This window comes from Pseudoglutamicibacter cumminsii, assembly GCF_016907775.1.
In the GTDB taxonomy this organism is placed as follows: domain Bacteria; phylum Actinomycetota; class Actinomycetes; order Actinomycetales; family Micrococcaceae; genus Pseudoglutamicibacter; species Pseudoglutamicibacter cumminsii.
In genome coordinates this window covers 2,000,326-2,024,195 of sequence record NZ_JAFBCO010000001.1, presented here as the reverse complement: position 1 = coordinate 2,024,195, position 23,870 = coordinate 2,000,326, and the positions used below count along the sequence as shown (strand labels likewise).

Here is a 23,870-nt window from a genome sequence, read left to right as displayed (position 1 = left end):
TTGTGGGGGTTTGGGTGCAGGGCGTCTGCACGTTTGACCCCGTCCCGGGCATACTCCTGGGACTATATGTTTAGGTTAGCATCGTTTACCGGGTTTTTGGTGGATTCTCGGGCGTGTCGCACTGGCCTGTTTATAGGTTTCCTACAGGCGGCCGCGGTAGTAGGTGTGGACCTGCTGGAATGAATACCGGCCCTGGTCATCACACGGCCGGATCTTCCCGCGGCGTGCCCATCCGTCCGCCATAGCCTGGGTGATCTCGGCCCCGCACGCTTGGAGGGCACGGACGATGACGGGGAGCGGCGCGGTCTTATCGGTGGCGGGGTTAGCGAGTTGCCAGTCCCGCATCTCGCGCACGTTGACTGTCCCGAGGCACGTGTCACACTTCGCGGTATGGGCTCCGGTGCGGTAGAGGAGCTGGCCGCGACACCCGTCACCGGTACAGCGGCCGAGGCTGTGCCGCTCCGGCGGCCGGTCAATGAAGCTCATCAGGTGCTTATAGGCGGCGAGTAGGTCGCGGTACCAGGCAGGTGCCCAGTCGTAGAGCGCCGCGGTATCACTGGTGGTGGCGTGCCTGACGTAGACGGCGCGGAGATTATCGCGGGCTTGTGCGGCGGCGAGGTTGACGGGCGCGCCGGTGGCTGGGCTCCCTGCCCTAGTGTGCTCCCCTGCGCGTGCCGTGCCCTGCTTAGCGATGGTGGTCGGGGCGAGCCTGAGCGCGTCACGACAGGACGCTAAGAGTTTGGTGAGGCGGCCGGTGCAGGTGGGGCAGAGGTGCATGTCTGTGTCTGGAGTTTGGCAGAGGCCGCACACGATCCGGTCGCCGGTCACTGGGTGCCTCCCGTGGTGGTGTCGAGGGTGCGCAGCTCTGCCGCGATGTTGCCGAGGAGTGTCTCGCGTAGGTCGGTGGTGAGGGTGGTTTTGTTGATGCCGCGGTGGATCGCGTCTGAGACGGCGCGGACTTGTAGCTCTGCGAGCTTCACGCGGCGCTCCTCGACCCCCGCCTTGAGCGCGTCGGACGCGATGGCGGCGAGGTCCTTCTCCGCCTGCCGGCGCTGGACGATCACCGGGTGCGGGCCCGCGCGGTGTTTCACAGTCTCACCCGTCACGTTGTTCTCGGTGGTCTCGGCCTTATGCCACGCGTACACGTCGTTCCCATACTCCGTGTGGAGTGTGGATTCGAGGTGCGATAGGAACTGGATCTCGGCTGACTTCGAGGCGACCAGGTCCATGAGCGCGCGCGCAGGATCGTCGATGCCGCGATACGTGTCGATGTGTAGCCGCCGCATTTCGGGCGCGTTGTCCTGGACTAGCGCGCGTTGACGCGCTTTCTGTGCGACCTGCCGTGCTTTACCGCCGTGCCGGTAGCACATGCGGGCGCCTTTAGCGGGCTCGATACCGCACGGTTTCCCGGTCTTGTTTTTGCCTTGGCATTGGCGTTTGACACGCTCACTCATGCTGTTTTACCTCCGTGGCTCGCCCCGCGCCCGATTATATCCGACACAGGTTCACTCTTGTACTCGTCTGCCAGCGTCATAGCGGGGATGTAACGGGGTCTGGTGGTGTATCAGTCACCACAACCAACACACCAGGAGAGCGGGTGTCAGCCCATGCTTTCGCGGCGGTGATGTGCGTGACGCGTGAATCGTCTACCCAGATCCCGGCCGCGGTGAGCGCATCCAACGTCGCGCGGAGGTGCTTATCGAGGTCACCTGTGCGGAGCCGCGCCGGGTATGCCGTCCACGCGGCCGACCTGCTACCGGCCCGGGTGGTGTGGCCTTTAGGGCGGGCGAGGTAGACGGTCAGGTCGACGGTGACGGGGGTGTCGCGGGTAGCCCAGCCGGCGCGGGCGGCCGCTGACCGGGCGGTGTAGGTGAGCCCGTCACGGTACCCGGCCAGGCGCGGGTTTGTGTGGGTGATGCGGCCGCGGTATGTGCGCATGGAGCCTTGGGTTTGTGGGGTTGCGTTGTGGGTGATGGTGAGGGTTTTTGGGGGTTGCCGCTTTGCGGGGGGTTGGGTGGGGTCTGGCATGGGTGTTGTTCCTGGGGTCGAGGGGGTTGAAGGGGGGGTTGAGTTGGGGGTCGGTGGGGGTCGGTGGGGGTCGGTGGGGGTCGGACTCTTGCGAGCCGCTGTGTGGCGTTCTGGCGGGTTTGTTTTTGTCGGGTGGGTGTTTCCTTGTCTGGTGGGGTGTTCGCGCGTCTGCGGGCTTGCTGGGGGTTCTAGGGGGTGTTGTTTTGGAGGTTATGGAGGAGTTGCCGCCAGGGGATGCGGCGTGGGGTGGGGTTGCGTGGGGGTTCGAGCTCGCGGCGCCGGGTGGCTTCGAGAGCTGACTGGCGCCGCTGTTGGTGTTCCCGTGCTTGGTGGATGATGCGGCGGATCGCGGCGGGTGTGGCTGGTTGTCGGTATCCGGTCGGGGTGGTGGGTGGGTTGTCGTAGTAGGTGATGATCGCGGCCCGGATCTCGGCGGGCGTGTAGGGGGGCTGTCCTGGCGGGGTGCGGTTGAGGCCGTGGTGCCAGAGGTCGAGGGTGGCGTCGTGTGTGCCGTCGATGGTGGGGTCGAGGGCTTGGAGGTAGCCGACGATGGTGAGGGTGTCGCGGCGGGTTATGCGGTGATCTGCCATGGCGGGTTCTCCTGCGTGAGTGCGTCGTGTGGGTCTTGTGGGTCTTGTGCGGCCCAGGTGAGGCCGTGGGTGAGTGTGGCTTGTAGCCGTCTCTGGGTGGGGGTGAGGTCGTGGCGTGGGGGTTCGGGTGGGTTGTCCCAGGAGTCGCTGCGGAGCCAGGTCGCCGGGTACGGGATGTACTGCGGGTCGGGGAGGTTCGGGTCTGCGGCGTATCTGGCGGCGGCTGTGGTGATGGTTTCCGCGCTGGCTCGTTTGGTGGCTGCCTTCCATGCTTTGTAGGCGTCGGCTTTGGCGGTGCGTCTTGGGTAGGTGTCCCAGAATTCTTGGAAGTCGTCTGGGTAGGTGCGCGGCTTCGGTTTTGGCTTCGTGGCTGGCTTGGTGCGGGGTTTGTTTTCGTTCGCGACCTCCTCGCTCTCGGTCGGCGCGTCAGCGTCGAGCGAGGGGGAGGGGGGAGTGTTAACTATCTGTTCCCCTGTTAAACTGTTCCTAATTCCAGGGCCGGAAGTGTGCGGTGTTTCCGACACATTGCACGGTATTTCCGCTACAACGTGCGGTGTTTCCGCTACAGGCTCGTTTTCCCGCGTATTTCCGGGGTTTTTGTCGTCCGCTTCTTCGGGTCCCGGGAACTTCGATGACTTAGCGCGCCGCTCGTTCCGCTGGTGCTCATTCCAGCTAGGAATCTCGTAATAAGGACGATCATTCACCTTGTAGAACAGCACTCCGAACGCCTCAGAAACTTCCGCTACAAGATCACGGAACTGCACGGTATTTCCGCTACGGTGTGCGGTGTTTCCGCCACACCCGCAAAATTCGTCATCATTCGGGAACGCGAACCCCTCCAATTCTTTAAGGTTTGCGGTGCCTCTACCGTGGTCATCTGCCCAATTCCACAGCGCGATAAACAACAGCCGCGCCGGGAACGAAACAGACGCTGTCGAGGGTGAATCCCAGAATTCAGGTTTGATGGTTCTGATCCGTGCCATGAGTCTGTGTGCTCCTGTCTGTCTCTATGGGATTTGGGTTGCGTCTGGGTGGTCCGGGCTTGGGTATACCGGTGGTGTGTTCGGTTCGCCCTGGGTTAGTTTCCAGTTGTCGATCTGGTAGTAATCGACGCCGTTCACGGTGTAGTAGGTCACTGGGAACACTGTCGGGATTTCAGCTAGCTCTAGGGTGATCCTGTAGCGGCTGAGCCGGTCGCGGTGGAATGCGTGCCGGTTGAGGTTATCGGGGTCTAGTAACCCGCGGCCGTGATTGTCTGCCCACGTGTGCATCGCGATGTACAGCAAACGGCCCAGGGCGCTGACCTTATCGATGCCGGGTGTTCTCCAGAACTCCGGGGTGATGTACCTTCAATGCCTGGGTTAGGGGTGTTAGTCATGGTGTTTACTCCTTTGATTTGGCGGCGGGCGCGGCGGCGTTGGTTGTGCTGGTCTCGTACACGTTCGGACCTGGTCACGTATGCGAGGTTGTCTGCGTGTAGGTTCACTTGGTCGCCGTCTAGGTGGATGATGTCGTGACCTTCCGGCCTTGGTCCGAGGAACGCGGCCGCAACGAGCGTGTGCACATAGTGGGTGCCGCTGGGTAGGTCTACGGATAGGCCGTTAGCTTTCCCGCGTGGGAATGGTTTTAATGCGCGGCCGGTCTTGGTGTTGGTGACTGTGCCGGCGCGTGTGATCGTGTAGTGCGGGTCTGACTCGATCCGTACCGTGTCAACATGCGTCATGGTGGGGTTTCCTGTCTGTCTAGAGGTTCGGTAGTGGGGTGGCGCGGGCCTCGACTAGGACCGTGTCTAGGTCGTCCAGGAACGGCTCTATCGGCCACCGCTCTATCGCGGCGACCATCCGCGACATGCCTATCTGGTCTCGCAGCTGACGCACGGTATTGCGGCGCGCGGCCTGCTCTAGCTCCCACGGGTCGACCGGTGGCGTGTCATCCACGGGAGCGGGGATGTAGGTGCGGGGTGAGAGTATGTAGTCCTGGGCGCGGATGTCGTCGAGGGTCGCGGTGTGGGTGTCACCGGTCTCGAGATCTTCGAATATGACCTCAGTCGCGGCGGGCGACTTTCTGAGGATGAGGATCGCGGTCTCGATCGCGGTGTCCTCGAACGTGTCGCCGGGGACACGCACTACGCGGTGGATCCAGCCCTGCTCGACCATCCAGGCGCGGAGCTTCGCTTCACGTGCCCCGCGGTATAAGACGCCGGGGAATGACAGCACGGCGGCGGTCCCGGTATCGGTGAGCATGTGCAGGATATGCAGCAGGAATGCGTAGTCGGCGCGTGATTGGGTAGGGATCGTAGGGGCGCTCTCGAATCGCTCATCGGTGCGTGGCTCCCACCTGATGCTGAACGGAGGGTTAGCGACGATCGCGTCGAACCGCTGGTCCAGCCACGCGGGGTGGGTGAGTACGTCGCCGTGCGCTGTCCGCATACCGGGGATAGCGGCGGCGTCTTCGAGGGCTGCTTGGTCGATGTCCTGCCCGTATTTCTCTGTCGTGTCAGGGAAGACGGATAGGAGGGCGCCTGCGCCGCATGTCGGGTCATAGACGGCCGCGGGGGTGTCGGGGATATATGACCGGAGTTTTAGGGCTAGCTCGGGCGGTGTATGGAATTTCCCGACTGCACGGAATTGCGCCCGTAGGGTTTTGAGGCTGTGGGTCATGGTGTTTCCTGGGTAGGGTCGCGGGCGCGCCCGTTATTGAGATGCGCCCGCGGGTGGGGTGGGGTTTAGAACGGCAGGCAGTCGCTACAGTGACATCCAGCCCGGCCCCGCAGCTCGCCCTGGAGCTTCCCCAACTCAAACGAGACACTCAGGATGACTGATACGACTGTCTCACGTTCATCGGCGTCCCAGCTCGCTGTATCACGGTTCCAAGGTCCTAGGATCACGTCGACATACTCATAGATGTGGTCCGCGGCGTATGCGGCTGTGATTATGTTCGGGTCTACCTCGCTATCGGCTAGATGCCGTTTGAGCCCGGCGCTGTGTGGGAGATCCCTGGCCACGTTATTTTTGATAACTCCGCTAGCTGCTTCGATTATCTTGGCGAGCATGACGATGAGGTCCACCTGCTGTGGGGATGGGGCGTCGACTGTGTACCTGATCGTGGTCATGACTGTGTCGAAGGTGTGGTCAATAACGTCTGCGTAATCAGTCATTCGTTTTCCTTTTGGTGGTATCGGGTGCATTCGGGGCAAGGTGTTTCGCCTTGGTGTTGGTGCCACGCGTAGCCTTCCGGGCTACATGGTTTCGGTGCCTCGCAGTACACGCCAACGGTGCGGTGCTGTTCACGCCGCCGCTGTAACAGACGACTGAACACCTGGCACGGCGTGCAGGCCGGCTCCCCCTGGTTGAGGTGCTGCCTGTAGGTGTAGGTGGTGGCTCGTTTACCTGTGGTCTCGCAGGTGTAGTGGTTTTCTGGTTTGGTCGGTGGGGTCCATGGTTCCGCGCCCCTGTACACGTAGGGTTTGAATGTGCGGTAGCTGGTGGGTGCGGTGATGGATGCGCCGCGGGCTTGTAAATAGTTCCGTTCAACCACGGTCGGCACCTGCCTTTTGTTTCCGTTCTCTGCGGGCCTGTAGGTATCGGTCTAGCGCTCGTTTGGTCGCGTCAAGGTCGAACCCGGTAGGGTGTTTGCGTCCCCCGGTTCTGCGTTCGTGTTCTTCCCGGATTTTGTTTCGCCGCTGTATGCTCCGTAACCGTTCTGCTTCACGGCATAGGTCACAGGCAGGTTCACCGCGCCGGTAGTGTCTCCGGTATCCTCTTGGTGTCCCGGTCGCGTCTCCGCATGTGATGTCACGGTTCCGGCCGCGGTAGCTGTAGACAGTGCTAGTCATGGTCATGGTCGTTTCTTTCGTTGGCACGTGTTGCAGTGGTCGTTTAGTGTCCAGTCACCACAAACGCCGCATCGTTCGGGTTGGGCCTGTCGTGAGCGTTGCCGTTGCTGCTTCATGGCGCGGTGTTTCAGGTCTGCTTGCGCTAGGATTGCGCGGCGTCGCTGGATGGTGACCGCGAAGTGTGTTGCATCGCTTAGCCGTTGTTTCGCTTCACACCGTGCTTTATCCGCTTCTTTCTGTGCGGCGGTCATGATGCGTTTAGCGTTTGCGTGTGCTTGGTGGATTGTTAGGGCCGGCTGGTTTCTGGTTCGTTCGCGGGCGCGCCGGTCGGTGATCCAGTTGTGTAGGCTCTGTTCGGTCTGGTTCATGATGGTGTGGTTTCGTTGTGTGCGGTTTCGCAGCCGATACACGGCGGGGTTCCGGTTGCTTGGTGCCAGGTGTAGCCGGCGGGCGTGTATGGGTGTTCTGCCCCGCATAGCGGCCACGTAGCGAGCCCTAACCGCCGGTTCGGTTTGGTGCGTGCCTGGTATTGCCGCCACGCCGTAACGCATCCGATACACGGCGCGGTTCCGTGCTGTTGGTGGTGTAGGTAGCCGTGTACGGTCCCGTTCCAGCCGCGGCATGTCGTGATGCCCATGAGCGCCTGCCTTTCGTGATGTGCCCGGCCGTGCGTGCCCGGTAGCGTGCGATTCCTTCGTTCCTGCAGATGCGGCATTTCCAGCCGCCGCCGTCAGCCCTCACGTAACGGGTCTGTGTGTTCCATGGGTGCCCGTTAGCGCATCGTGTTTGCGCGTGTTTCGCGTCCGCTATGTTTGCGCCGCGGGTGTCGTAGCGTAGGTTCCCGATGTGGTTGTTGCCGGGGTTGGAGTCGGTGTGGCAGATGTCGAGCCCGGCGGGTCTTGGTCCGAGGAACGCGGCCGCAACCAAGACGTGGACGCGGGCGCGGGTTGGTTTGGTTGCGCCTTGTTTGTAGATGGTTGCTCGTATGTAGCCGGTGCCGCCGTGCTCCCTAGTGCCGACGTAACGGCCGGTTTCTGTGTTCTTCAAACGGCCGTGGTTCGATACGAGGTAACGGGGTTCGTAGCCTGGGATAGGCCGCCATTCCTCAACCGTGGTTGCGCATTGTGTCGCGTAGATATATGCCTGCTTGTGGGTGTCGTAGCGCTGTGTTTTGGCGTTGGGTGGCTCCACGTATCGGCACGCGCGGTCCCGTTGTTTCGTCATGCGGGGTGTCTCCTTTCTTGGCTAGCCGGGTGTGGTGTGGTTTAGAACGGTGGAGCGGCTTGCGGGGTTCCGGCGGGTAGGTCCCAGCCCTGCTGCTGTGGTTGTGGCTGTTGTGGCTGTGTCTGCTGGGTTTGCTGTTGCTGTCCCGGCCACGCCTGCCCGCCAGAGCTGTTCTTCATCGGGGTGCGCACCGGCTGAGCCGTCGCATACCGCAACGCAGGGCCGACCTCGTCTACCTCCAGCTCCCACGCCGTCCGCTGGTCGCCGTCCCGGTCCTGGTATGAGCGGGCCCTAAGCTTCCCGGTAGCGATGACCCGGGCACCCTTAGTGAGTGATTCGGCGACGTTCTCCGCATAGTCACGCCACACACTGCACCGCATAAACAGGGCTTCACCGTCGACCCACTGCTGCTGTTGCTTGTCGTAGGAGCGTGGGGTTGAGGCGACCGTGAAGTTCGCTACCGCCACGCCCGCGGGGGTGAACCGCAGCTCAGGGTCTGCCGTGAGGTTGCCGACAACAGTGATCATCGTTTCAGTCATTACTCTGTGTCCTTTCGGGTTATTTGAATCGGTCGAATTGGTAGGTGGTCGCGTCGAGCGTCGCGAGAATGTTCTGTGCCAACATCCAGGCGTCTTCGCGTGAGATCTCTAGCTCGTTCCCGTAGGAGTGGATCGTGACCTCGCTGTAGCCGTCCTCTGCCTGGACTGTGGCTGGGCAGTCGGTCACCCACTGGTGACGGGTGCGGGTGCCGCAGGAGCACGCAGCTGTGATGCCGTGATCGTGGGTTAGGCGTGGCTCGTATTTAGTGGTGGTGGTCATGCGGCGTCGACCTCCTCCGCATCCTCCACCACGTCAGCTTCCTCGCTGTCGCTGGTGGTGTGGTCGTTGATCTCGGTCCATCGGGCGCGTGCCTTCTCGATAGCGTCGGCGGGTGCGTTGATCTGGGTGAGGCGGCGGGCGATATCGGTGACCTCGTCGAGGGTCGTCGCGTCCGGTAGGAGCGAGACCAGGTCGCCGACGGACTCAGCCGGCCCCTGAGCAGGTGCCTGCTGCGGTGCCTGCTGTGGCTGGTCGCCTGGGCCTGCCTGCGCCATCTCCTCCGACGTGTACAGGCCTGACGTCACATCCGGGAAAGCCTTCCGGATAGCGAGCGCCTCAGCGCACTTAGCGATCATCCGGGCCGGCATCTTCTGCCACATCGGGCCTGGCGCCATGTACTCACGTGTCAGCGCGACCGTCGTAAATGTCGCGTCCCCGCGGGTGACGACGACCTTCGCCGCGGCTGGCGGCTGGGATGGCAGCCATACATCACGCCACACCCCGTCATTCCCGCACCAGTAGGTCTCCGGGATGCCGAAGGTGGTGCCGTCGGCGGCGGCGGCGCGGCGAGCGATCGCGTAGAATCCGTCGATCCCGGTCTGGATCGTCGGCTTGCGTGTCCCGTCTTTCGTCTTGCGGGTGATCATGTAGATCTCGCGCTTGAAAGGGTCGAGGCCGGTGCGCTTCGCCTGGTGGAAGAGGATCGCGACGTCCGCCGGGGAGTTGGTCGCGACGCCGATGTGCTGGAGCGCGGCGACCTGTACGGGGGTGAATGTCGTCTGGTCGTCGGTGATGGCTAGGTCTGACCCTGCCTGAGTGTGTGTGATCTCGCTCATTGTGTCTCCTTAGATGATCGTGAAGCGGCGGGATGGCTTCCCGTGGGTGGTGTATCGGTCGAGGATGTCGCCGTACTCGCTGGTGTCGGTGCTGATCCCGGCGAGTTCGCAGTAGTCGGCGAGGAGCCGGTCAGTATCGAGGCGTTTACGGCCGGCGACGGTCTGCCAGCGGGCGACCCTCTCACCGTCCGGTAGCGCGAGGTATTCCCGGTCACCGATCTCGGCTTTGAGTGCGGTGTCGATGCGTTTGATCTCAGCCTCCGCCGCCTTCTTCTGCTCCATGGCTGCGGTGCGTCGTGTGAGCTCGTCACGCACCAGGAAATCGACCTGCGCGACTGCGACCGTGTCTGGCTCGCTGGCTGGGTAGCGTGCGGCTAGCTCCGAGTCGGTCATGTCCGCGAGTAACGTCTCTGGGGCGGTCTTGGTGGTGACGTGCTCCCAGAACTCGCCCGCCGCCGCGACATGCTCCCGGTAGAGCTCCGGGTCTGGGTCGCGTTGGAGTATGACTGGTGTCCGGTCGACGAGCGCGATGAAATGCAGTGGCCCGCGCCTACCGAGTACGCCGGCGTACCAGTTCGCCTGCGCGTAATGCTGTGCCGGCACATCCCCCGCTAGATAGGTTTTCCCGGTGTCGGTGTAGCCGCTGGTGGTCTTGATCTCCAGCACGCCACCATCCGACGTGAGCCGGTCTGGGTTAGCGAGCGCATACTCGACGGTCTTCGACCGGTAGGAGCCTGCCCGGCGGGTAGTGAGGCCGGTGTCCTCGCTCCACCATGCCGCGAGGGTGTCCTCCATCGCGTGCCCGAATCGGAATCGGTCGAGGGTCGCCTGATCGTAAACGGGGTCGGTGGCTTCGCCGGTCTTCTCCTGCCACAGCGTGTACCGGTTCGTGCCCGGGTAGGTGACGAGGCCTGCGATGACGCCGATCTCGGACCCGCCGACACCCGTCGCGCGCTGGGCGTGCCAAGCGTCTTGTGGGGCGTCGACTGGGAGTGTGAGGGTCGCGGCCGGGCACCCCCACAACGGCCGGGCTTTAGTAGTCGTGGTCATGTGTATCTCCTAGAGTGTGGTCGCGGCTGTCCGCCGCTGGATGTAGTTTTCGAGTTCGCGGGCTGGGATACGCCACTGCGCCCGCGGTGAATCGGTGAGTTTGAATCCTTGGATGTCGCCGCGCTGGACCATCTGCCGCGCGACATAGGGCGAGATCTGGAGCCGGTCGGCTACCTGCTGCACTGTGAGAGTCATCGCGTGTGTCTCCTAGATCGTGCCGAAGAGGCGTGCGAGCTGTACTGATACCCACATGAGCGCGTACGGGGTCGCGAGGAGCCCTGCAGTCCCTGCGAGGACCGCCCACACGCGCGGATAGCCCTGTTCGTCGTAGACCGTGGGGCGTCTCATCGGCTCACCGCCTTCTTGCCGCGTGGCTCGGCGCGGTGCCGCGGTGCGCGTCGCTCGATTCCGAGGATGTCGGGTGCGGTGGCGATGATCGCGGCGCCGATGAGGATCGCGAATGAGATCGCGACCGCGAGGATGATTAGGAAGGTCAACATTTTTGGTATCCTTACTGTGTGTGATCGAGACCGTGTGGGTCTCCTGGGTCCCTCCACGCTGTAGGTGCGTGGGGGGACCTTTTGTGTTAAGCCGCGTATGTGATCGGCTCGAGCGTGAAAAGGTCTGTGGTATCGACATTGAGCGCGTCAGCGATCTTCGCCGCGGTCTCTGGGTTGCAGGTCGCGCGCGCCCCGAGGACGTTTCCGACGGTGCCTGGGCTGATCCCAGCGCGGCGTGCTAGCTCTGCGTTCGTCCAGCGGTTGAACTTCATCGCGAGCCGGATCTGCTGTTTCTGTGGGCGTGCGGTGAAGCCGCGTGCGGTGTCCTGGTAGGTGGTCGTCATGTGTGCCTCCTCTCCGAATGTGTGGAGTGTGCGTGCTGTGCGGGTACGGTCTACACATTACACACTTGTATGCGAGTGTGCAAATACGATTGGCACGCCCCGCGTGTTTCCGCGTGATTCCGGGAATTACATCGGCGTGGTTTGTGACTGAGACACACACAGATAGGCTTGCGTGTAGTCCTGTGTATCGATGAGGGTGATGAGTGTGAGCCGACTATCCGACCACCTGAACTCGCTGAACCGCGAGAACCTGTCTCTGAGGGAGATTGAAGCCAAGGCCGCTGAGGCTGGCCAGCGCATCTCATTTACGACGGCAGGCTCGTATATGCGGGGACAGCACCCAGACCCGCCGAACCGGCGAGCGCTGGAGGCGTTTGCGGCGGTGTTTGGGGTGACGGTCGACGAGATAGTGGAGGCGACGACCGATGAGGTCGCGCACCCGTATGTCCCGCGTGAGGGGTCGGAGCGACTCACTGATCCACAGCGCCGTGCTGTGGACGAGATCATCCGACTATTGGTAGAGCACAATGACGCACACGACGATCACACACACGCAGACACAGGCGCGGCCGGTGAGGTCACGTCAATATCTGATCGAGCACACACTCAGCCTCGACAGATAGCAGCACTCCAGCGCGGGCTCGGGGACGGTATCGACCCGGACGCGACACCGACCGACCCATAAACATGTTCAATCTGTCAGACCCCCGGCCGACACTCGGGGGTATGTATCTAGACCAGGTCATCGAGATGCTCGACGTAAAGATCACACGCACACCCACCGTCACCGGCGCGTGGGGAGAATACGACCACACCCACCGGGAGGTCCGCCTGGACCCGCGCCTGTCGGGTGTCCCGTACACGTCCACGCTCGCGCACGAGCTAGGGCACGCCGCCCACGGGCACACAGCCTCCACCGCTGTCACGGAGCGGGAGGCCGACGAGTACGCGGCCTGGCTCCTGATCCCTTTCTGTAGGTATATGGAGGCCGCCCGCGCCTACGAGACCGTAGAGGCTGTCGCACACGAGCTGGAGGTCCTGCCCGGTGACGCGGCCCGGTATGCGGCGCGCATGCATGCTAGGGGGCGGGCGTGCGTGTCGTAGACGCCTGGCATAACCGAGACGGCACCCGCACTGACAGGTACGGGCGCGGGAAACGCTGGCTCGCAGTATGGCGTGAAACACCCGGTAAGCCGCAACGCAAAAAATCATTCGACCGGAAGGCCGCGGCGGAGGCCTACATAGCGCTCAAACGTCGCGAGCAGGAAGACCGCGCCGCGGGGCGCCCGCGTGTGGAGGCGACCCTATACCGGGACTGGGCGGCCGAGTGGGTACAGTCACGCTCCACGCTCGCGCCCGGCACCAGGGTGAGCACCGAGACCAGCCTGCGGCTCCATATCCTCCCCACATTCGGGGCCATGTATCTGCATGAGATCACATACCGCGACGTGACCGCGTGGGTGGGCCGGTTGGCGGAGGATTACGCGCCCCGCACCGTGAAACGCGTCGCCGCGTATTTCAACGCGTCGATGAATGAGGCCGTGAAGGCCGGGCTCATCCCGTCGAATCCCGGGCGGGGCGTGAGGCTCCCGGAGGTGCGGCGGGCACGCATGACCGTATGGAGCGTCGAGCAGTGCCAGGAGGTGATCGACGCACTCCCGGCCGGCGTGTTCCAGGACCTCGCGACCGTCGCCGCATCAACCGGGCTCAGGATTAGTGAGCTCCTCGCTGTCGGCACGGACACTGTCGACCTGGAGGCCGGGAAGATCCGTGTAACACGGCAGGTGGCGGGGACACAGCACGCACCCGCGTTCGTCCCTCCGAAGACACGGGAGTCGGACAGGGTTGTCGCGGTGGGGCCTGCGACGCTCGCTATCCTCGCCCGCCGCGCCGAGGAGCCGGGCCTGCTCGGTCTTCTTTTCTGGGAGTCGCCGGAGCGTGCGCTCCTACAGTCCCGCGCCGGTGGTGTCCTACGTGACGCCCTCGCGCGGATGCCGTGGGCGACAGAGGTTGGCGGGTGGCATAATTTCCGGCATTATCACGCGTCGCAGATCATCGCGGCGGGCGCCTCACCGGTCGCGGTCGCCCGCAGGTTGGGGCATGCTGATGCGTCGATGACACTGAGGGTGTATGCGCACATGTGGGTGGATGATGTGTCGCGGATTGTGGCTGCGAGTGATGGCGTGGTGGGGCCGGGTCACCACTAGGTCACCACGGGCCGCGGTTTCCCGTGTGCTGGCGTGGGGGCGGTGGGTTCTGGGACTTCTAACCAAGCTCCCATCACGTTGAGCCTCGGCCCTGTTCTGCCCGCAGCCAATGCGGGCAGGACAGGGCCGAGCCTCTTAATTGTCAGCCACGCACCGTGCAAATGAAGCTGCAAGGCCCATGTAAGCACCAGGCGGACTAAACTAAGGCCCCGTGAGCACAGCGATCCCCGAACAGCCGCAACACACCGGAACCCTTTTGCGCGAAAGTCCATCCGGTGACCCCGCGGCGGACCTGGAACGCGGCATCGAACTGCTACGCGAGGTCGCGCAAGGCAAACGCGGCCCGCTACTGCGCATCTATCGCCCCGCACCGACCGTGGCCTTCGGCCAACGCGACACGCGCGCGCCCGGCTACGAGGCCGCGGCCCAAGCGAGCCGCGACACCGGATTCGCCCCACTCATCCGTAAAGCCGGCGGACGGGCGATGGCCTACCATCCAGGTAGTTGGGTCATCGACCACATCCAACCAGAGAAAGTCGCGATGCTCACGCACCAGCACCGCTTCGAACACTTCGCGAACCTCTTCGTTGAAGTATTCACACGCCTCGGCGTTCCTGCGGCAGTAGGGGAGCTACCCGGAGAATACTGCCCGGGCGAGTACTCCGTCCACGGGATCGCGACCGGAGAAGGCCGCTTCGAAAAGGGCCGCACAGTAAAGCTCGTCGGTACAGCGCAACGTGTAGTGCAAGGCGCGTGGCTGTTCTCATCGGCTGTGGTCCTGGAAGACACCGAGCCCATCGCCGCCGTCACCGAGTCCGTTTACAAGGCGATGGATCTGGAACTGGACCCGCGCACCATCGGCTCCGCGCAAGACCTCGCCGCCGCGCACGTCACGCATGAGCGTTTCATCGACGTGTTGCTAGAGGTGTGGGACGAGCACGGCTACCGCTTCAACTAGGCGGCGCACGCAGCTGAGCCCCGCGTCGGGTGCCTGGTTCAGCAGGCGTGTGCCACGATGGATGCATGTGTGGACGTTATGTGATCGCCCGGGCCGCCGGAGACTTGATGGATGCGCTCGGCATCGAGGTACCGGATGTGGATGGCGCGGAAGCTACGGGCGAGCAGCTTGAACTGCGGCCCGACTACAACGTCGCGCCCACCAAGGATGTTCCGATCGTGCTGGAACGGCTCATCGAAGCATCGGGACAGGTGTCAACGGGACAGACGACAGCGGGACAGATGCCATCGGGGTATCGACGTGAACTGCACGTAGCGCGCTGGGGCCTGGTCCCGATCTGGGCTAAAGACCTCTCTTTCTCCTCTAGAGCCTTCAACGCGCGCTCTGAAACCGTGACATCGAAGCCGACGTTCAGGTCAGCCGTGAAGGCTCGCCGCTGCGCGATTCCCGTGGATGGCTATTACGAGTGGCTCGCGCCAGAGAAACCGGGCGGGCGTAAGAGGCCGTTCTTCGTGCATCGTAAAGATGGTGCACCGATCGTTTTCGCCGGCCTGTATGAATGGTGGAAAGACCCAAACCCACAGCAAGACTCAGCCTCGCACGAAGCTGCAGACTCGGGAACAGGTGACACTCGCGAGGAGAATCCGTGGGTGCTGTCATGCACGATGCTGACGTGCGCATCGCCGTCAGCGGACTCAGTCGGGACGGCGGGTGAGCTCGGCCGGCTCCATGACCGTTTACCTGTGCCGCTCGGGGACGAGGCTGCGCTGAGTGCATGGCTCGATCCTCAGAACCAGGACGCGGCAGCGCTCGTCGCCGAAGCTGTAGCTCATGCCTACGATTCGCTCGGGGAGTGGGAAATGCACGAAGTGGACCCCGCGGTAGGCAACGTGCGGAACAACGGCCCGGAACTGATCACGCCCATCGACGACATCGAGCCGCCACTGTTCTAGCTTTGCTTTTTCGTTGTAGATTTACTGCGTCTAGCCGGCTTTAGTCTTTGTAAACCTTGTCGCGGCGACCGATCGAGAAGACTTCTATGGTGACGACGTCGTCGTGGATGAGGGCGAGGACACGGTAGGAACCCACGCGATAGCGCCATTCGCCTGAGTGGTTGGCGGTGAGCCCCTTGCCGAAGGCGCGCGGATCGAGGCAATCGTCGAGGTTGTTTTTGATCCAGGTGGCGAGGATCCGGGCGTCGAACCGGTCCATCTTCTTCAGCTGTTTGCGGGCCCGCGCAGTTAGTTCCACGCGGTACCTGACAGGACGTGGGCTCATCAGGCGAGCTCGTCGAGGATCTCGTCGATGCTGAAACGTTCACCGGAATCCTGCGCTATGGCTTCACGTAGCTCCGCCAAATCGTACGAATCCTCGATTTTCTCGAGGATCGCTACACGGGCGAAATCGGAGATGGTGACCCCCTCGAACCGGGCGAACTTACGGACGAGTTCGGCGTCATCCTCGTTCATGCGGATAGTCATTGTGCTCAAGGTTGCCCCCCTAATCCATTATGAATACAGTGTATTCACTGATGTTCGCCGGGGCAAGGACCAGGACAACGTTCTGGTCGACTAACCATCAACGGCTAGCCGGCCAGAACGTTGCTCAACAAGGACTACCCGAGTGAGAGCGGCTTCTCAGCGGTCTCGCCCAGCACATGCTCTTGCAGGAAGCCGATGAACGTCCGGTACCAGACCTCGGCGTTGCCGCGGGACTCGATCCAGTGCCCCTCATCCGGGAAGTAGAGGTAGCGGTGCGGTAGTGAGCCGTCGGCGGCGCGCGGCGTGGCAGCATGCGCGTGCAGGGCGTGCCACAGTTCAAGACCTTGGCCGATCGGCACACGGTAGTCCTTATCGCCGTGGATCACGAGCATCGGAGCTGTGATTTTCTCCGCGAAGAGGTGCGGCGAATACTCCGCGCCCTGTTCACGCATGGCGCGGTCCCACGACGCGTTGTCGGTGCTGCGGCCCATCGAGGTCGTGTTCCACAACGATGCGTGGGTCACGATGGCCTTGAACCGGTCGGCTGTATGCCCGGCAACCCAGTTAGCCATGAAGCCGCCGTACGAACCGCCGGCGAACGCTTGCTTGGTTTCGTCGATGTCGGCACGCTGGATCGTGGCGTCGGTAAGCGCCATGATGTCGGTATACGGGGTGCCGCCGAGCTGCTGCTGGCCGCGGTCGATCATCGCCTGGCCATAGCCGGTCGAGATAGCTGGGTCTGGCAGAAGAACTGCGAAACCTGCTGCGACGAATGGTGCTGGGTTCCAACGGTAGGTGAACGCGTTCCACGAGCCCCACGGGCCGCCGTGCGCGAACACGACGAGCGGGTGCGGTCCGTCGCCTTCCGGCAGACGCAGCCAGGCTCGGATCTCGGTTCCGTCCTCTGCTGTTGTAGTGATGTTTTCGGTACGGCCCGGCTGATCCGTTGCATCGGCAGGGTTCGCGAGCTCCTCAACAGCTACAGCTTGAGCGGTCTCGCTTGGGAGTTCGATGCGCACCGGATGCGGCGTAACCGCAATGCCGTTGCGCAAAGAAATCAGCGCAGGGGCTTCATCGCCGCTGGCTGAGCGATCTGCCGCGCCCACACGAGCCAACCCAGTGAAAACTTCGCCGCTCCCAGGGCCGCCGGCGATGCGCTGTGGCTCGGCATCGGTCACGGAACCGAACCACACCGAGCCGCTACCGGAATCATCGCTGGTTGCGGCGAGCTCGGAGTTCGTGGCCCACATCGGAGCCACCCAGTGGTCCAGATCCGGCCACAGCTCAGTGCGCTCACCGGTAGCGATGTCCATGATGTGGGAGCTCGAGCTCAGCGACTGCTGCGGCGTCCAGTCGCGGATGCAGTTGACGACAACCTTCGCCGAATCAGGTGAGATATCGACCAAGCCGAGGTGATGACCAGGAACCGTGTCAACGTCGGTAAGCATTGTCTGCTCGCCCGTGGCGACATCGATGCGCCACAACTGCGTGCCCGTGATGAGGTCAGCGACGTTGACCTCGATCGAGGCGAGGATGAACGACGCATTCGGTGCCGCTATCCAGGAAAGCAAACGGCCCTGAGGCAAGTGAAGAACTCGCCACGACAATAGCGAATCCGCATTCTTGCTGTCGGTCGAATCCTGGCTGTCAGCAGACCCCTTACCCTCAGCGGAATCCTTGCTGACAGCGTCCTTGCTTGCCGCATCGGCGGCCTTCTTGAGGCGAGCGTTCTTCTCATGCTCAGCGGCGGCGGCCTCGATGTCGCGAGGAAGATCAGCCACCAGGATCACGTCAGTTGCAGGGCCAAGATCGCTCGCCCAGTACCGCGACGGGAACGCGGAATGCAGAATCCCCGAAACATGCATCGTGGAGCGGCTGCGCGAATACTCGGCGTGCTCCTCCTCGGTGCTCGCCTGCGAATGCATACCAGCCTGCGCAAATAGGGTGTCCTTCTTGACCTGCAAGCTACGGAATCCGCCCGGGCGCTCGGCAAGCAGCAACGGGGAAGCCGAGCCCTGCGGAAGGTGCCATACGCAGCTACCGGCCTTCGCGTCGTCGGCTTTGGAAGCCATATAGAACAAGCGGCCCTGAGCATCTAAGACCGGGCTCGAGGCGTCCTTGTCGTGGCGGGTCAGGGTGCGAGGCTGTGTTGACCCTTTCGGGAGTTCAACGATCTGGCTCTGCCAGCCGGTGCCATCGGCATCCAGCTGCTGGATTGTGGCGACGATGCGTCCGTTGGCGCTAGCTTCAAGGTCAGTGACGCGGGTTGCATTGAGAAGTGTGTGAAGGGTTTGAATCATGCCTTTGAGGCTATCGCGCCGTGGGGGTGCGTGTCAGTTGAGGCTATCGCGCCGCGGGGGTGCGTGTCAGTTGAGGCTATCGCGCCGCGGGGGTGCGTGTCAGTAGCTGCAGACGCGAAAACATGCGTTGCGGGTAGACCGGGCTATGCGGTGCGCGTGCTAGATCCTCCGGCGGGATCGGGGCGTAGACGTGAAGCGGGATGTCGGCGTCGACCAGCACATCGACCACGTGCGCAAAGCGCTGTATCGCGTTGCGAGTGATGTTCTCCGGTTGCGGGACGTCGCGCAGGATCCAGGTCGAATAATCCTCGGCGAGCGCGAGCAGGTCTGCAGGGGAGATGCTGCCTTCGCACAGGTCCTCCCATGTTGTGTCGAGCGTGTGGGGTTCCAGGGTTGTTGGGGTGGTGGCGTTGACGGTCAGAGTGCGTGCGGTTCCTGGCAGCGGGATGGTGGCTGTTGGGCGGGGGCCGGATGTGTTGGGGCGTGAAGCAGGCGTGTTGATGATGGCCCAGGTTCCTGCCGCGAAGCCTGTTGGTTGGTGCTGGATTTGCTGATGTGCGAGCGCGCGGTAGTCCTGCGGGTGCGCGAGGGGCACGACTTCGAGATGTTCGTGGATGTGGCGTGCCGCGGGGGCGAGGGCGTCGGCGATCATGGGGTCGTCGTGGCCGTTGTCAGGCGTGGTGTTGGAGGTTGTGAAGAGCGCGATGTCGTGTTCGGCGAGGACGTTGAGTGCGCGGCGGAGCATGACGGCGTCGGCGACGTCGTGGACGTGGAATTCATCGATGAAGATGACGCTGTTGCCAGCGGTGACGTCGGTGACGGCTTCCGCGAATGCGTGCCTGTTGGTGTGCATGCTGTGGGTTATCGCGCGGAAGAACGCGGTCAGGTGCATGCGCTGGGTTGGCGCGGAGGCGTTGGTGAGAATGCTGTCGATGAGCCAGGTTTTGCCTCGGCCAACCTCGCCGGTGAGGTAGGCCCCTGATGCGTGGGAGGCGAGGATTGTGTGGGCGGCGCGCTCTTGGTGTGGATCGAGTGTGACGCCGCGGCTTTCGGATGCTTGGTTGGTTGCCTCGAGTGCGTCGGTGAGGGAGTCCCAGCCGAGGCGTTCATAGAGGCATTGCGATGGGGCGGGGTTGGTTTCCGTTGTGGTGTGGCCGGAACCGGGTGCGGCTGCGTCGTTATCGAGGGACTGGGGGGACACGCTCCCTATTGTCTCCGATGGGTGCGTGCGAGGTGGGACACAAGGGTGTGCGGTTCAAACTGTCAGGGGGTATTCTTAAGGTCTTCCTATCGAACATATGTTCGATTCTCATTGTGTGAGGTTCCGCTTCCCAGGCCTCACGCATCCAGTGTTATGGCCGAGCCAGCTCACAGGCGGCCGGTGAGAAGTAGGAAATGAGTATGTTCACTCAATCTGTGGAATTGCGGTGCGACGAGCAGGGTGCTCCGAGCGCTGTTCTGTGGCAAGGGCGCACCTGGAAGGTATGTACTGAACCCGTCCGATGGTTTGAGCGTAGAGCGTGGTGGAATGAGGACCCCCGAGCCGTTAAAGGTTCTGGGCCGGGGGTGGTTGATCATCTGATCTGGCAGTTGCAGGTTCAGCTGAACCCGCGGTCTGAACCTCAGACGATGTACGTTTCTCAGCACTGTGAAACGGGCCGGTGGCGACTGATTAACGTCGAGCTGCCCTCTCAGCCTTTACGGCGTAGCGCGTGAAGAAGGTAGCTGGGTAACGATGAGCGGGTCAGTGCATGAAGGGAAGATAGGTTTCCCGCATCTGCATGTTTCTACCGCGTATAGCGCGCATTACGGTGTCGACCGTCCGGAGCAGCTGGTTGTGCAAGCGGCGGCTGATGGCGCTTGGGCTTTAGCCTGCACGGACCGCGACGGGCTCTATGGAGCGGTCAAGCATGTTGCTGCGTGTATTGAGCATGGCATTGCCCCGATTCTGGGGGTGGACCTCGCGCTGCTTGAGGGGGCGGGGGACTCCGGCGTGCCTGCTGGCTCTAAAGCCGCGGATGCCCCCGGTGTGACTGCCTCCGGTGCGACTGTCGCGGGGCGGGTTGTTGTGCTTGCGCGCGGTTCCACGGAAGGGTATTCGGCGCTGGTGCGGCTTGTGTCGTTGGCGCATCGGCGGGGGATGGAGCCTCACGGGATCGTGGGGGTGAGCCGGGCCGATGTAAGCCAAGCGGCCGTTGACTCTGAAGGTACGGTGCGGCTCAGTGTGCTCTTAGGCCCGGATTCCGATGTGGGGCATGCCGCGTACCGACGGCGGTATTCGGTCATGCGGCGCAGGCTTAAATCGTGGCAAGCGGCGGTCGGTACGGATGCGTTGTTCGTTGAGCTGGTGAGCCATATGTCTAGGCCGGGGCAGCGCTGTAGCCATGCGCATGCTCTACGCATGTGGAAGGCAGCCCGCGAGAGTGGCGTTGCCTCGGTCTTGACGAACGCTGTGCGGTACGCGACCCCGGACGGTGCTGCGACCGCCGATGTTGTGGACGCGGTGCGTCTCATGACCCCACTGGGTTCCATCGCATCGGCAGGTGGTTCCAGTGCTGTGGCAAGAAATTCCAGCGCGGCAGCGGGTATAGCGGCGAGCGCTGCGCGGGGTGAGAGTCCGCAAGTCAATGGGCAAGGATGGCTGAAACCGAGTGCCCACATGCATCAAGTGGCTTCTGAGTTGGCTTCAGTTGCGGGACTCGGCGCCCAGGGTGCCGAGCAGCTGCTGCGTTCAACCCAAATGTGCGCGTCCCTGAGCGTGCTCGATCCGGTCGAGCACATGGGATGGGGGAGACCGGTTGTTCCTGAGGCTCACGTGATCGGGATTAAGAACAGCCCGATGCGTGAACTACGGCAACGGTGTCTTGACAGCCTCGAACGGTTGTTCGCTCCGGGCGGTGAAGCGGTTCTGCACCGTTCAGCGGAGCGCGCTGAACGGATGCGTCAGCGCGCCCTGGACCTCCTGGAACATGAGCTGGGCATCATCGAAGACCTGGGCTTTGCAAGCTATTTCCTCACGGTCGCCGCAGCGACCGACATCATCCACGGAATGGGAGTGAGGGCAGCCGCCCGGGGCTCTGGCGCATCGAGCCTTGTGGTGTACCTCTTAGGGGTATCCCATGTGAACCCTTTGGAGCATGACCTGATTTTTGAGCGGTTCCTCTCACGTGAACGCGCAAGCCTTCCGGACATCGACGTGGATGTTGAATCCGCTCAACGCCATGCGGTGTACAGGGAACTGTTTAAGCGTTTCGGTGAGAACCGCACCACGCTGATGTCGATGCAGAACGCGTACCGGGCAAGGGGAGCGGTCCGCGACGCCGGATATGCGTTGGGTATGGAAAACGAAGACATCGACCGGGCGGCTAAAAACTTGTGGCGGCTCAACGCCGCGAACGTGCGGGATGCGGTTGCGAAGATGCCGGAACTTGCCCCGCTCTCGCAACGGCTTGAAGCGGAACGCCGCTCCGGTAACAACAGGTGGGACTTACTCTTCGACCTCACGGAGCGCTTGGACCGGTTGCCCCGCCACATCTCGATGCACCCGTGCGGGGTGATCCTATCGGACAGTTCTTTGCTGGACCGGACCCCGGTTCAGCTTTCTGGCATGGGCTTGGCCATGAGCCAGTTCGATAAACACGACATGGACCACATGGGGCTCATCAAATTCGATGTGCTCGGGGTACGGATGCAGTCTGCGATCGCCTACACCCTCGAAGAGATCAAACGGATCCACGGGAATGCGCGTTCGGTCTATGCTGCAGGCCAACACGATCGGGCTTCACTGAAAGGCTGGTATCAGCAACCAGGTAGCCGTGACCAGCAGGTGCGTGAGACCCCTGAAGGCGGCAGCGCTCCAGATGCGTTGGGGATCAGCATCCCTGACACCGTGCCTGATTCTCCGGCCGCGCTCATGAGGAAAGCCGGTAGCGATATCCCGTGGATCTCACCCGATGGGCTCATCAACCTAGACCGGATCCCGTTCGACGATGAAACGACGTTCGAGATGATCCGCACGACCAACACGCTGGGCATCTTCCAAATCGAATCCCCAGGGCAGCGGGAACTCATCGGAAAACTCGCCCCGATCGAACTCAACGACCTCATCATCGACATTTCCCTGTTCCGGCCGGGCCCCATGCAATCAGACATGGTCACCCCATTCCTGGAACAACGCCACGGATTCCGGCACACGGAAGTCCCACACCCAGACCTCGCGCCGATCCTGAAAGAAACCCACGGAGTCGTCGTGTTCCACGAACAAGTCCTACGCATCATCGACACCATGACAGGGTGCGGGCTTGCCCGTGCTGACGTGTACCGGCGCTGGATCGGAAACCCAGAGAAGGAACCGATCTTTGAAAAAGCGTTCAGGCGAGAAGCGCTCTCGAAAGGGTACAAGGTCGATGTGATCGATAAAGTCTGGGAGATCCTCGCCGCTTTCGGCTCCTTCGGCTTCTGCAAAGCCCACGGAGCCGCGTTCGCGATCCCCACGTACCAATCCGCATGGCTGAAAACCCACCACCCGGAAGCGTTCATGGCCGCACTGTTCGAACACGACCCGGGGATGTACCCGCAGCGGCTACTCATCGCGGAAGCACGCCGGCTAGGCATCCCATTGCTCCCGCTGGACGTCAACACCTCGAGCACATCCTTTAAGCTCGAACGCATACCCGAACAAGATCAGGTTCAACATGCACAAACTCCACACGAACCAGTTCCCGGGATTCAAACACGCGGAGACCTCGGCATCCGCATGTCGTGGTCGCTCGTCGGCGGCCTCACGAGTGCCGAAGCGCAACGGCTGAGCGCCAACGCGCCCTACACATCGGTCGCAGATGTGCGTTCCCGCGCCCGCATCAGTAAATCCAGCATGGTCCGGCTCGCCCAACTCGGAGCGCTCGATCGTTTCCTGATCCCCGGAAGAGGTGGCCGCGCTGACCTCATCCACCACCTAGACGCTCAACGCAACACGCCACAACGCACGCGCCGCGACCACCCGATCCCCGGTCAAGGCGCGCTCGACCTCGGTGTAGACCTTGAAACAGCGTCACTCACACCCGTGTTCCCTGACCCGACGCCGGAACAAAACATCCGAACCGAACTCGACCTCACCGCGGCCGATATCAGCGGCCACGTCATGAACACGCACTACCCATACCTCGATGCGGTCGGCGCGACCCCTTCGAACCGGCTCCTCGAGCTTCGCTCAGGTACCCGTGTGCTCGTGGCCGGTGTGCGAGTAGCAACCCAAACCCCGCCGATGCGCTCGGGGGAGAGAGTCGTCTTCATCAGCCTCGACGACGGCCACGGGTGCGTCGACATCGCCTTCTTCGCTCAAGCCCAAGAAGAAGCCGGCCCACTCGTGTTCTCATCACGGCTCATGCTTGTGGAAGGCACCACGCGCCGCACCGGCCCGAGAGCCGTGAGCGTCCAAGCGATCCGCGCGTGGGACCTCCAAGAACCCATCACAGCTGAAACCCCGCCCGAACGGATCCCGCCACAACCCGGATACCTCAACAACACCAGCCTCTACAACACCAGCCGCCGGACCCAGGTCAACTACACAGGGGTCAACTACACCGGGGCCAAATACACACAACGGTCCTACGATGCTTCACGCACTTCCGTGTCCTAGAATGAGACATTGGCTGGTCGTGGTCTCGGTATGCCACTCACCATAAAGCCATAGAACAAG

Annotated in this window: 28 protein-coding genes; 6 read left to right on the top strand and 22 right to left on the bottom strand. The window is 62.7% G+C overall.

The window, feature by feature from the left end:
- Window positions 1–141 precede the first annotated feature (141 nt).
- The 18 genes from JOD50_RS09220 to JOD50_RS09135 form a co-directional block, all read right to left on the bottom strand.
- Window positions 142–828 (bottom strand): hypothetical protein, encoded by a 687-nt coding sequence (locus JOD50_RS09220; RefSeq protein ID WP_204881298.1) that lies wholly within the window; start codon window positions 826–828, stop codon window positions 142–144.
- Window positions 825–1,454 (bottom strand): hypothetical protein, encoded by a 630-nt coding sequence (locus tag JOD50_RS09215; protein WP_204881297.1) that lies wholly within the window; start codon window positions 1,452–1,454, stop codon window positions 825–827. The genes JOD50_RS09220 and JOD50_RS09215 overlap by 4 nt, the downstream gene beginning before the upstream one ends.
- Window positions 1,455–1,530: 76 nt before the next feature.
- Complete coding sequence (locus JOD50_RS09210) at window positions 1,531–2,028, bottom strand: RusA family crossover junction endodeoxyribonuclease (RefSeq protein ID WP_204881296.1); 498 nt, start codon at window positions 2,026–2,028, stop codon at window positions 1,531–1,533.
- A 188-nt stretch (window positions 2,029–2,216) separates the two neighbouring features.
- Window positions 2,217–2,618 carry a hypothetical protein gene (locus JOD50_RS09205; RefSeq protein WP_204881295.1) on the bottom strand — a complete coding sequence of 134 codons (402 nt, stop codon included), beginning with the start codon at window positions 2,616–2,618 and terminating at the stop codon, window positions 2,217–2,219.
- The gene (locus JOD50_RS09200) at window positions 2,600–3,601 is read right to left on the bottom strand and encodes a hypothetical protein (RefSeq protein WP_204881294.1); all 1,002 of its coding nucleotides are present in this window, start codon (window positions 3,599–3,601) and stop codon (window positions 2,600–2,602) included. The genes JOD50_RS09205 and JOD50_RS09200 overlap by 19 nt, the downstream gene beginning before the upstream one ends.
- A 24-nt stretch (window positions 3,602–3,625) precedes the next feature.
- A complete protein-coding gene (locus JOD50_RS09195) occupies window positions 3,626–3,889 on the bottom strand; it encodes a hypothetical protein (protein WP_204881293.1) in 264 nt (87 codons plus the stop codon).
- Window positions 3,850–4,341 carry an HNH endonuclease signature motif containing protein gene (locus tag JOD50_RS10715; RefSeq protein WP_204881292.1) on the bottom strand — a complete coding sequence of 164 codons (492 nt, stop codon included), beginning with the start codon at window positions 4,339–4,341 and terminating at the stop codon, window positions 3,850–3,852. Before JOD50_RS10715 ends, JOD50_RS09195 begins: the two co-directional genes overlap by 40 nt.
- A 19-nt stretch (window positions 4,342–4,360) precedes the next feature.
- Window positions 4,361–5,278 carry an HsdM family class I SAM-dependent methyltransferase gene (locus JOD50_RS09185; RefSeq protein WP_204881291.1) on the bottom strand — a complete coding sequence of 306 codons (918 nt, stop codon included), beginning with the start codon at window positions 5,276–5,278 and terminating at the stop codon, window positions 4,361–4,363.
- Between the two features lie 65 nt (window positions 5,279–5,343).
- Complete coding sequence (locus JOD50_RS09180) at window positions 5,344–5,775, bottom strand: hypothetical protein (RefSeq protein WP_204881290.1); 432 nt, start codon at window positions 5,773–5,775, stop codon at window positions 5,344–5,346.
- A 1,173-nt stretch (window positions 5,776–6,948) separates the two neighbouring features.
- Window positions 6,949–7,677, bottom strand: a complete 729-nt coding sequence (locus JOD50_RS09175) for an NUMOD4 motif-containing HNH endonuclease (RefSeq protein ID WP_204880465.1) — start codon at window positions 7,675–7,677, stop codon at window positions 6,949–6,951.
- Window positions 7,678–7,718: 41 nt separating this feature from the next.
- The gene (locus JOD50_RS09170) at window positions 7,719–8,216 is read right to left on the bottom strand and encodes a single-stranded DNA-binding protein (RefSeq protein ID WP_204881289.1); all 498 of its coding nucleotides are present in this window, start codon (window positions 8,214–8,216) and stop codon (window positions 7,719–7,721) included.
- Between the two features lie 19 nt (window positions 8,217–8,235).
- A complete protein-coding gene (locus tag JOD50_RS09165) occupies window positions 8,236–8,496 on the bottom strand; it encodes a hypothetical protein (protein WP_204881288.1) in 261 nt (86 codons plus the stop codon).
- Window positions 8,493–9,332 (bottom strand): phage recombination protein Bet, encoded by an 840-nt coding sequence (bet, locus tag JOD50_RS09160; protein WP_204881287.1) that lies wholly within the window; start codon window positions 9,330–9,332, stop codon window positions 8,493–8,495. Before bet ends, JOD50_RS09165 begins: the two co-directional genes overlap by 4 nt.
- 9 nt (window positions 9,333–9,341) lie before the next feature.
- Window positions 9,342–10,382, bottom strand: coding sequence for a YqaJ viral recombinase family nuclease (locus tag JOD50_RS09155; protein WP_204881286.1), 1,041 nt, complete (start codon window positions 10,380–10,382; stop codon window positions 9,342–9,344).
- Between the two features lie 9 nt (window positions 10,383–10,391).
- On the bottom strand, window positions 10,392–10,577 hold the full coding sequence (locus JOD50_RS09150; RefSeq protein WP_204881285.1) for a helix-turn-helix domain-containing protein: 186 nt from the start codon (window positions 10,575–10,577) through the stop codon (window positions 10,392–10,394).
- 12 nt (window positions 10,578–10,589) lie between these two features.
- Window positions 10,590–10,730, bottom strand: coding sequence for a hypothetical protein (locus JOD50_RS09145; RefSeq protein WP_204881284.1), 141 nt, complete (start codon window positions 10,728–10,730; stop codon window positions 10,590–10,592).
- Window positions 10,727–10,882 (bottom strand): hypothetical protein, encoded by a 156-nt coding sequence (locus JOD50_RS09140; protein WP_204881283.1) that lies wholly within the window; start codon window positions 10,880–10,882, stop codon window positions 10,727–10,729. The genes JOD50_RS09145 and JOD50_RS09140 overlap by 4 nt, the downstream gene beginning before the upstream one ends.
- Before the next feature lie 86 nt (window positions 10,883–10,968).
- Window positions 10,969–11,226 (bottom strand): helix-turn-helix transcriptional regulator, encoded by a 258-nt coding sequence (locus JOD50_RS09135; protein WP_204881282.1) that lies wholly within the window; start codon window positions 11,224–11,226, stop codon window positions 10,969–10,971.
- Window positions 11,227–11,431: 205 nt separating this feature from the next.
- On the opposite strand from JOD50_RS09135, the gene JOD50_RS09130 reads away from it, so the two are divergent.
- The 5 genes from JOD50_RS09130 to JOD50_RS09110 all read left to right on the top strand — a co-directional run bounded on the left by JOD50_RS09130 (window position 11,432) and on the right by JOD50_RS09110 (window position 15,344).
- Entirely contained in the window at window positions 11,432–11,911 is a 480-nt protein-coding gene (locus tag JOD50_RS09130) for a hypothetical protein (protein ID WP_204881281.1), read from the top strand.
- Between the two features lie 41 nt (window positions 11,912–11,952).
- On the top strand, window positions 11,953–12,330 hold the full coding sequence (locus tag JOD50_RS09125) for an ImmA/IrrE family metallo-endopeptidase (protein ID WP_204881280.1): 378 nt from the start codon (window positions 11,953–11,955) through the stop codon (window positions 12,328–12,330).
- Window positions 12,318–13,433 carry a tyrosine-type recombinase/integrase gene (locus JOD50_RS10645; protein ID WP_204881279.1) on the top strand — a complete coding sequence of 372 codons (1,116 nt, stop codon included), beginning with the start codon at window positions 12,318–12,320 and terminating at the stop codon, window positions 13,431–13,433. The genes JOD50_RS09125 and JOD50_RS10645 overlap by 13 nt, the downstream gene beginning before the upstream one ends.
- Before the next feature lie 211 nt (window positions 13,434–13,644).
- On the top strand, window positions 13,645–14,391 hold the full coding sequence (locus JOD50_RS09115) for a lipoate--protein ligase family protein (protein WP_338052091.1): 747 nt from the start codon (window positions 13,645–13,647) through the stop codon (window positions 14,389–14,391).
- 65 nt (window positions 14,392–14,456) lie between these two features.
- Window positions 14,457–15,344: an SOS response-associated peptidase gene (locus tag JOD50_RS09110; RefSeq protein ID WP_204881278.1), complete on the top strand. Its 888-nt coding sequence runs from the start codon at window positions 14,457–14,459 to the stop codon at window positions 15,342–15,344.
- 40 nt (window positions 15,345–15,384) lie between these two features.
- Here JOD50_RS09110 and JOD50_RS09105 read toward each other — a convergent pair whose 3' ends face one another.
- From JOD50_RS09105 to zapE, 4 genes are all read right to left on the bottom strand, one after another.
- Complete coding sequence (locus tag JOD50_RS09105; protein WP_204881277.1) at window positions 15,385–15,669, bottom strand: type II toxin-antitoxin system RelE family toxin; 285 nt, start codon at window positions 15,667–15,669, stop codon at window positions 15,385–15,387.
- Entirely contained in the window at window positions 15,669–15,872 is a 204-nt protein-coding gene (gene relB, locus JOD50_RS09100) for a type II toxin-antitoxin system RelB family antitoxin (RefSeq protein WP_239541856.1), read from the bottom strand. Before relB ends, JOD50_RS09105 begins: the two co-directional genes overlap by 1 nt.
- A gap of 134 nt (window positions 15,873–16,006) precedes the next feature.
- Window positions 16,007–18,172 carry a S9 family peptidase gene (locus tag JOD50_RS09095; protein ID WP_204881275.1) on the bottom strand — a complete coding sequence of 722 codons (2,166 nt, stop codon included), beginning with the start codon at window positions 18,170–18,172 and terminating at the stop codon, window positions 16,007–16,009.
- A 76-nt stretch (window positions 18,173–18,248) separates the two neighbouring features.
- Window positions 18,249–19,373, bottom strand: a complete 1,125-nt coding sequence (zapE, locus tag JOD50_RS09090; protein WP_204881274.1) for an AFG1/ZapE family ATPase — start codon at window positions 19,371–19,373, stop codon at window positions 18,249–18,251.
- A gap of 534 nt (window positions 19,374–19,907) precedes the next feature.
- Between zapE and dnaE the strand changes: the two genes are divergently transcribed.
- Window positions 19,908–23,810, top strand: a complete 3,903-nt coding sequence (gene dnaE / locus JOD50_RS09085) for a DNA polymerase III subunit alpha (RefSeq protein WP_204881273.1) — start codon at window positions 19,908–19,910, stop codon at window positions 23,808–23,810.
- Window positions 23,811–23,870: the final 60 nt, after the last annotated feature.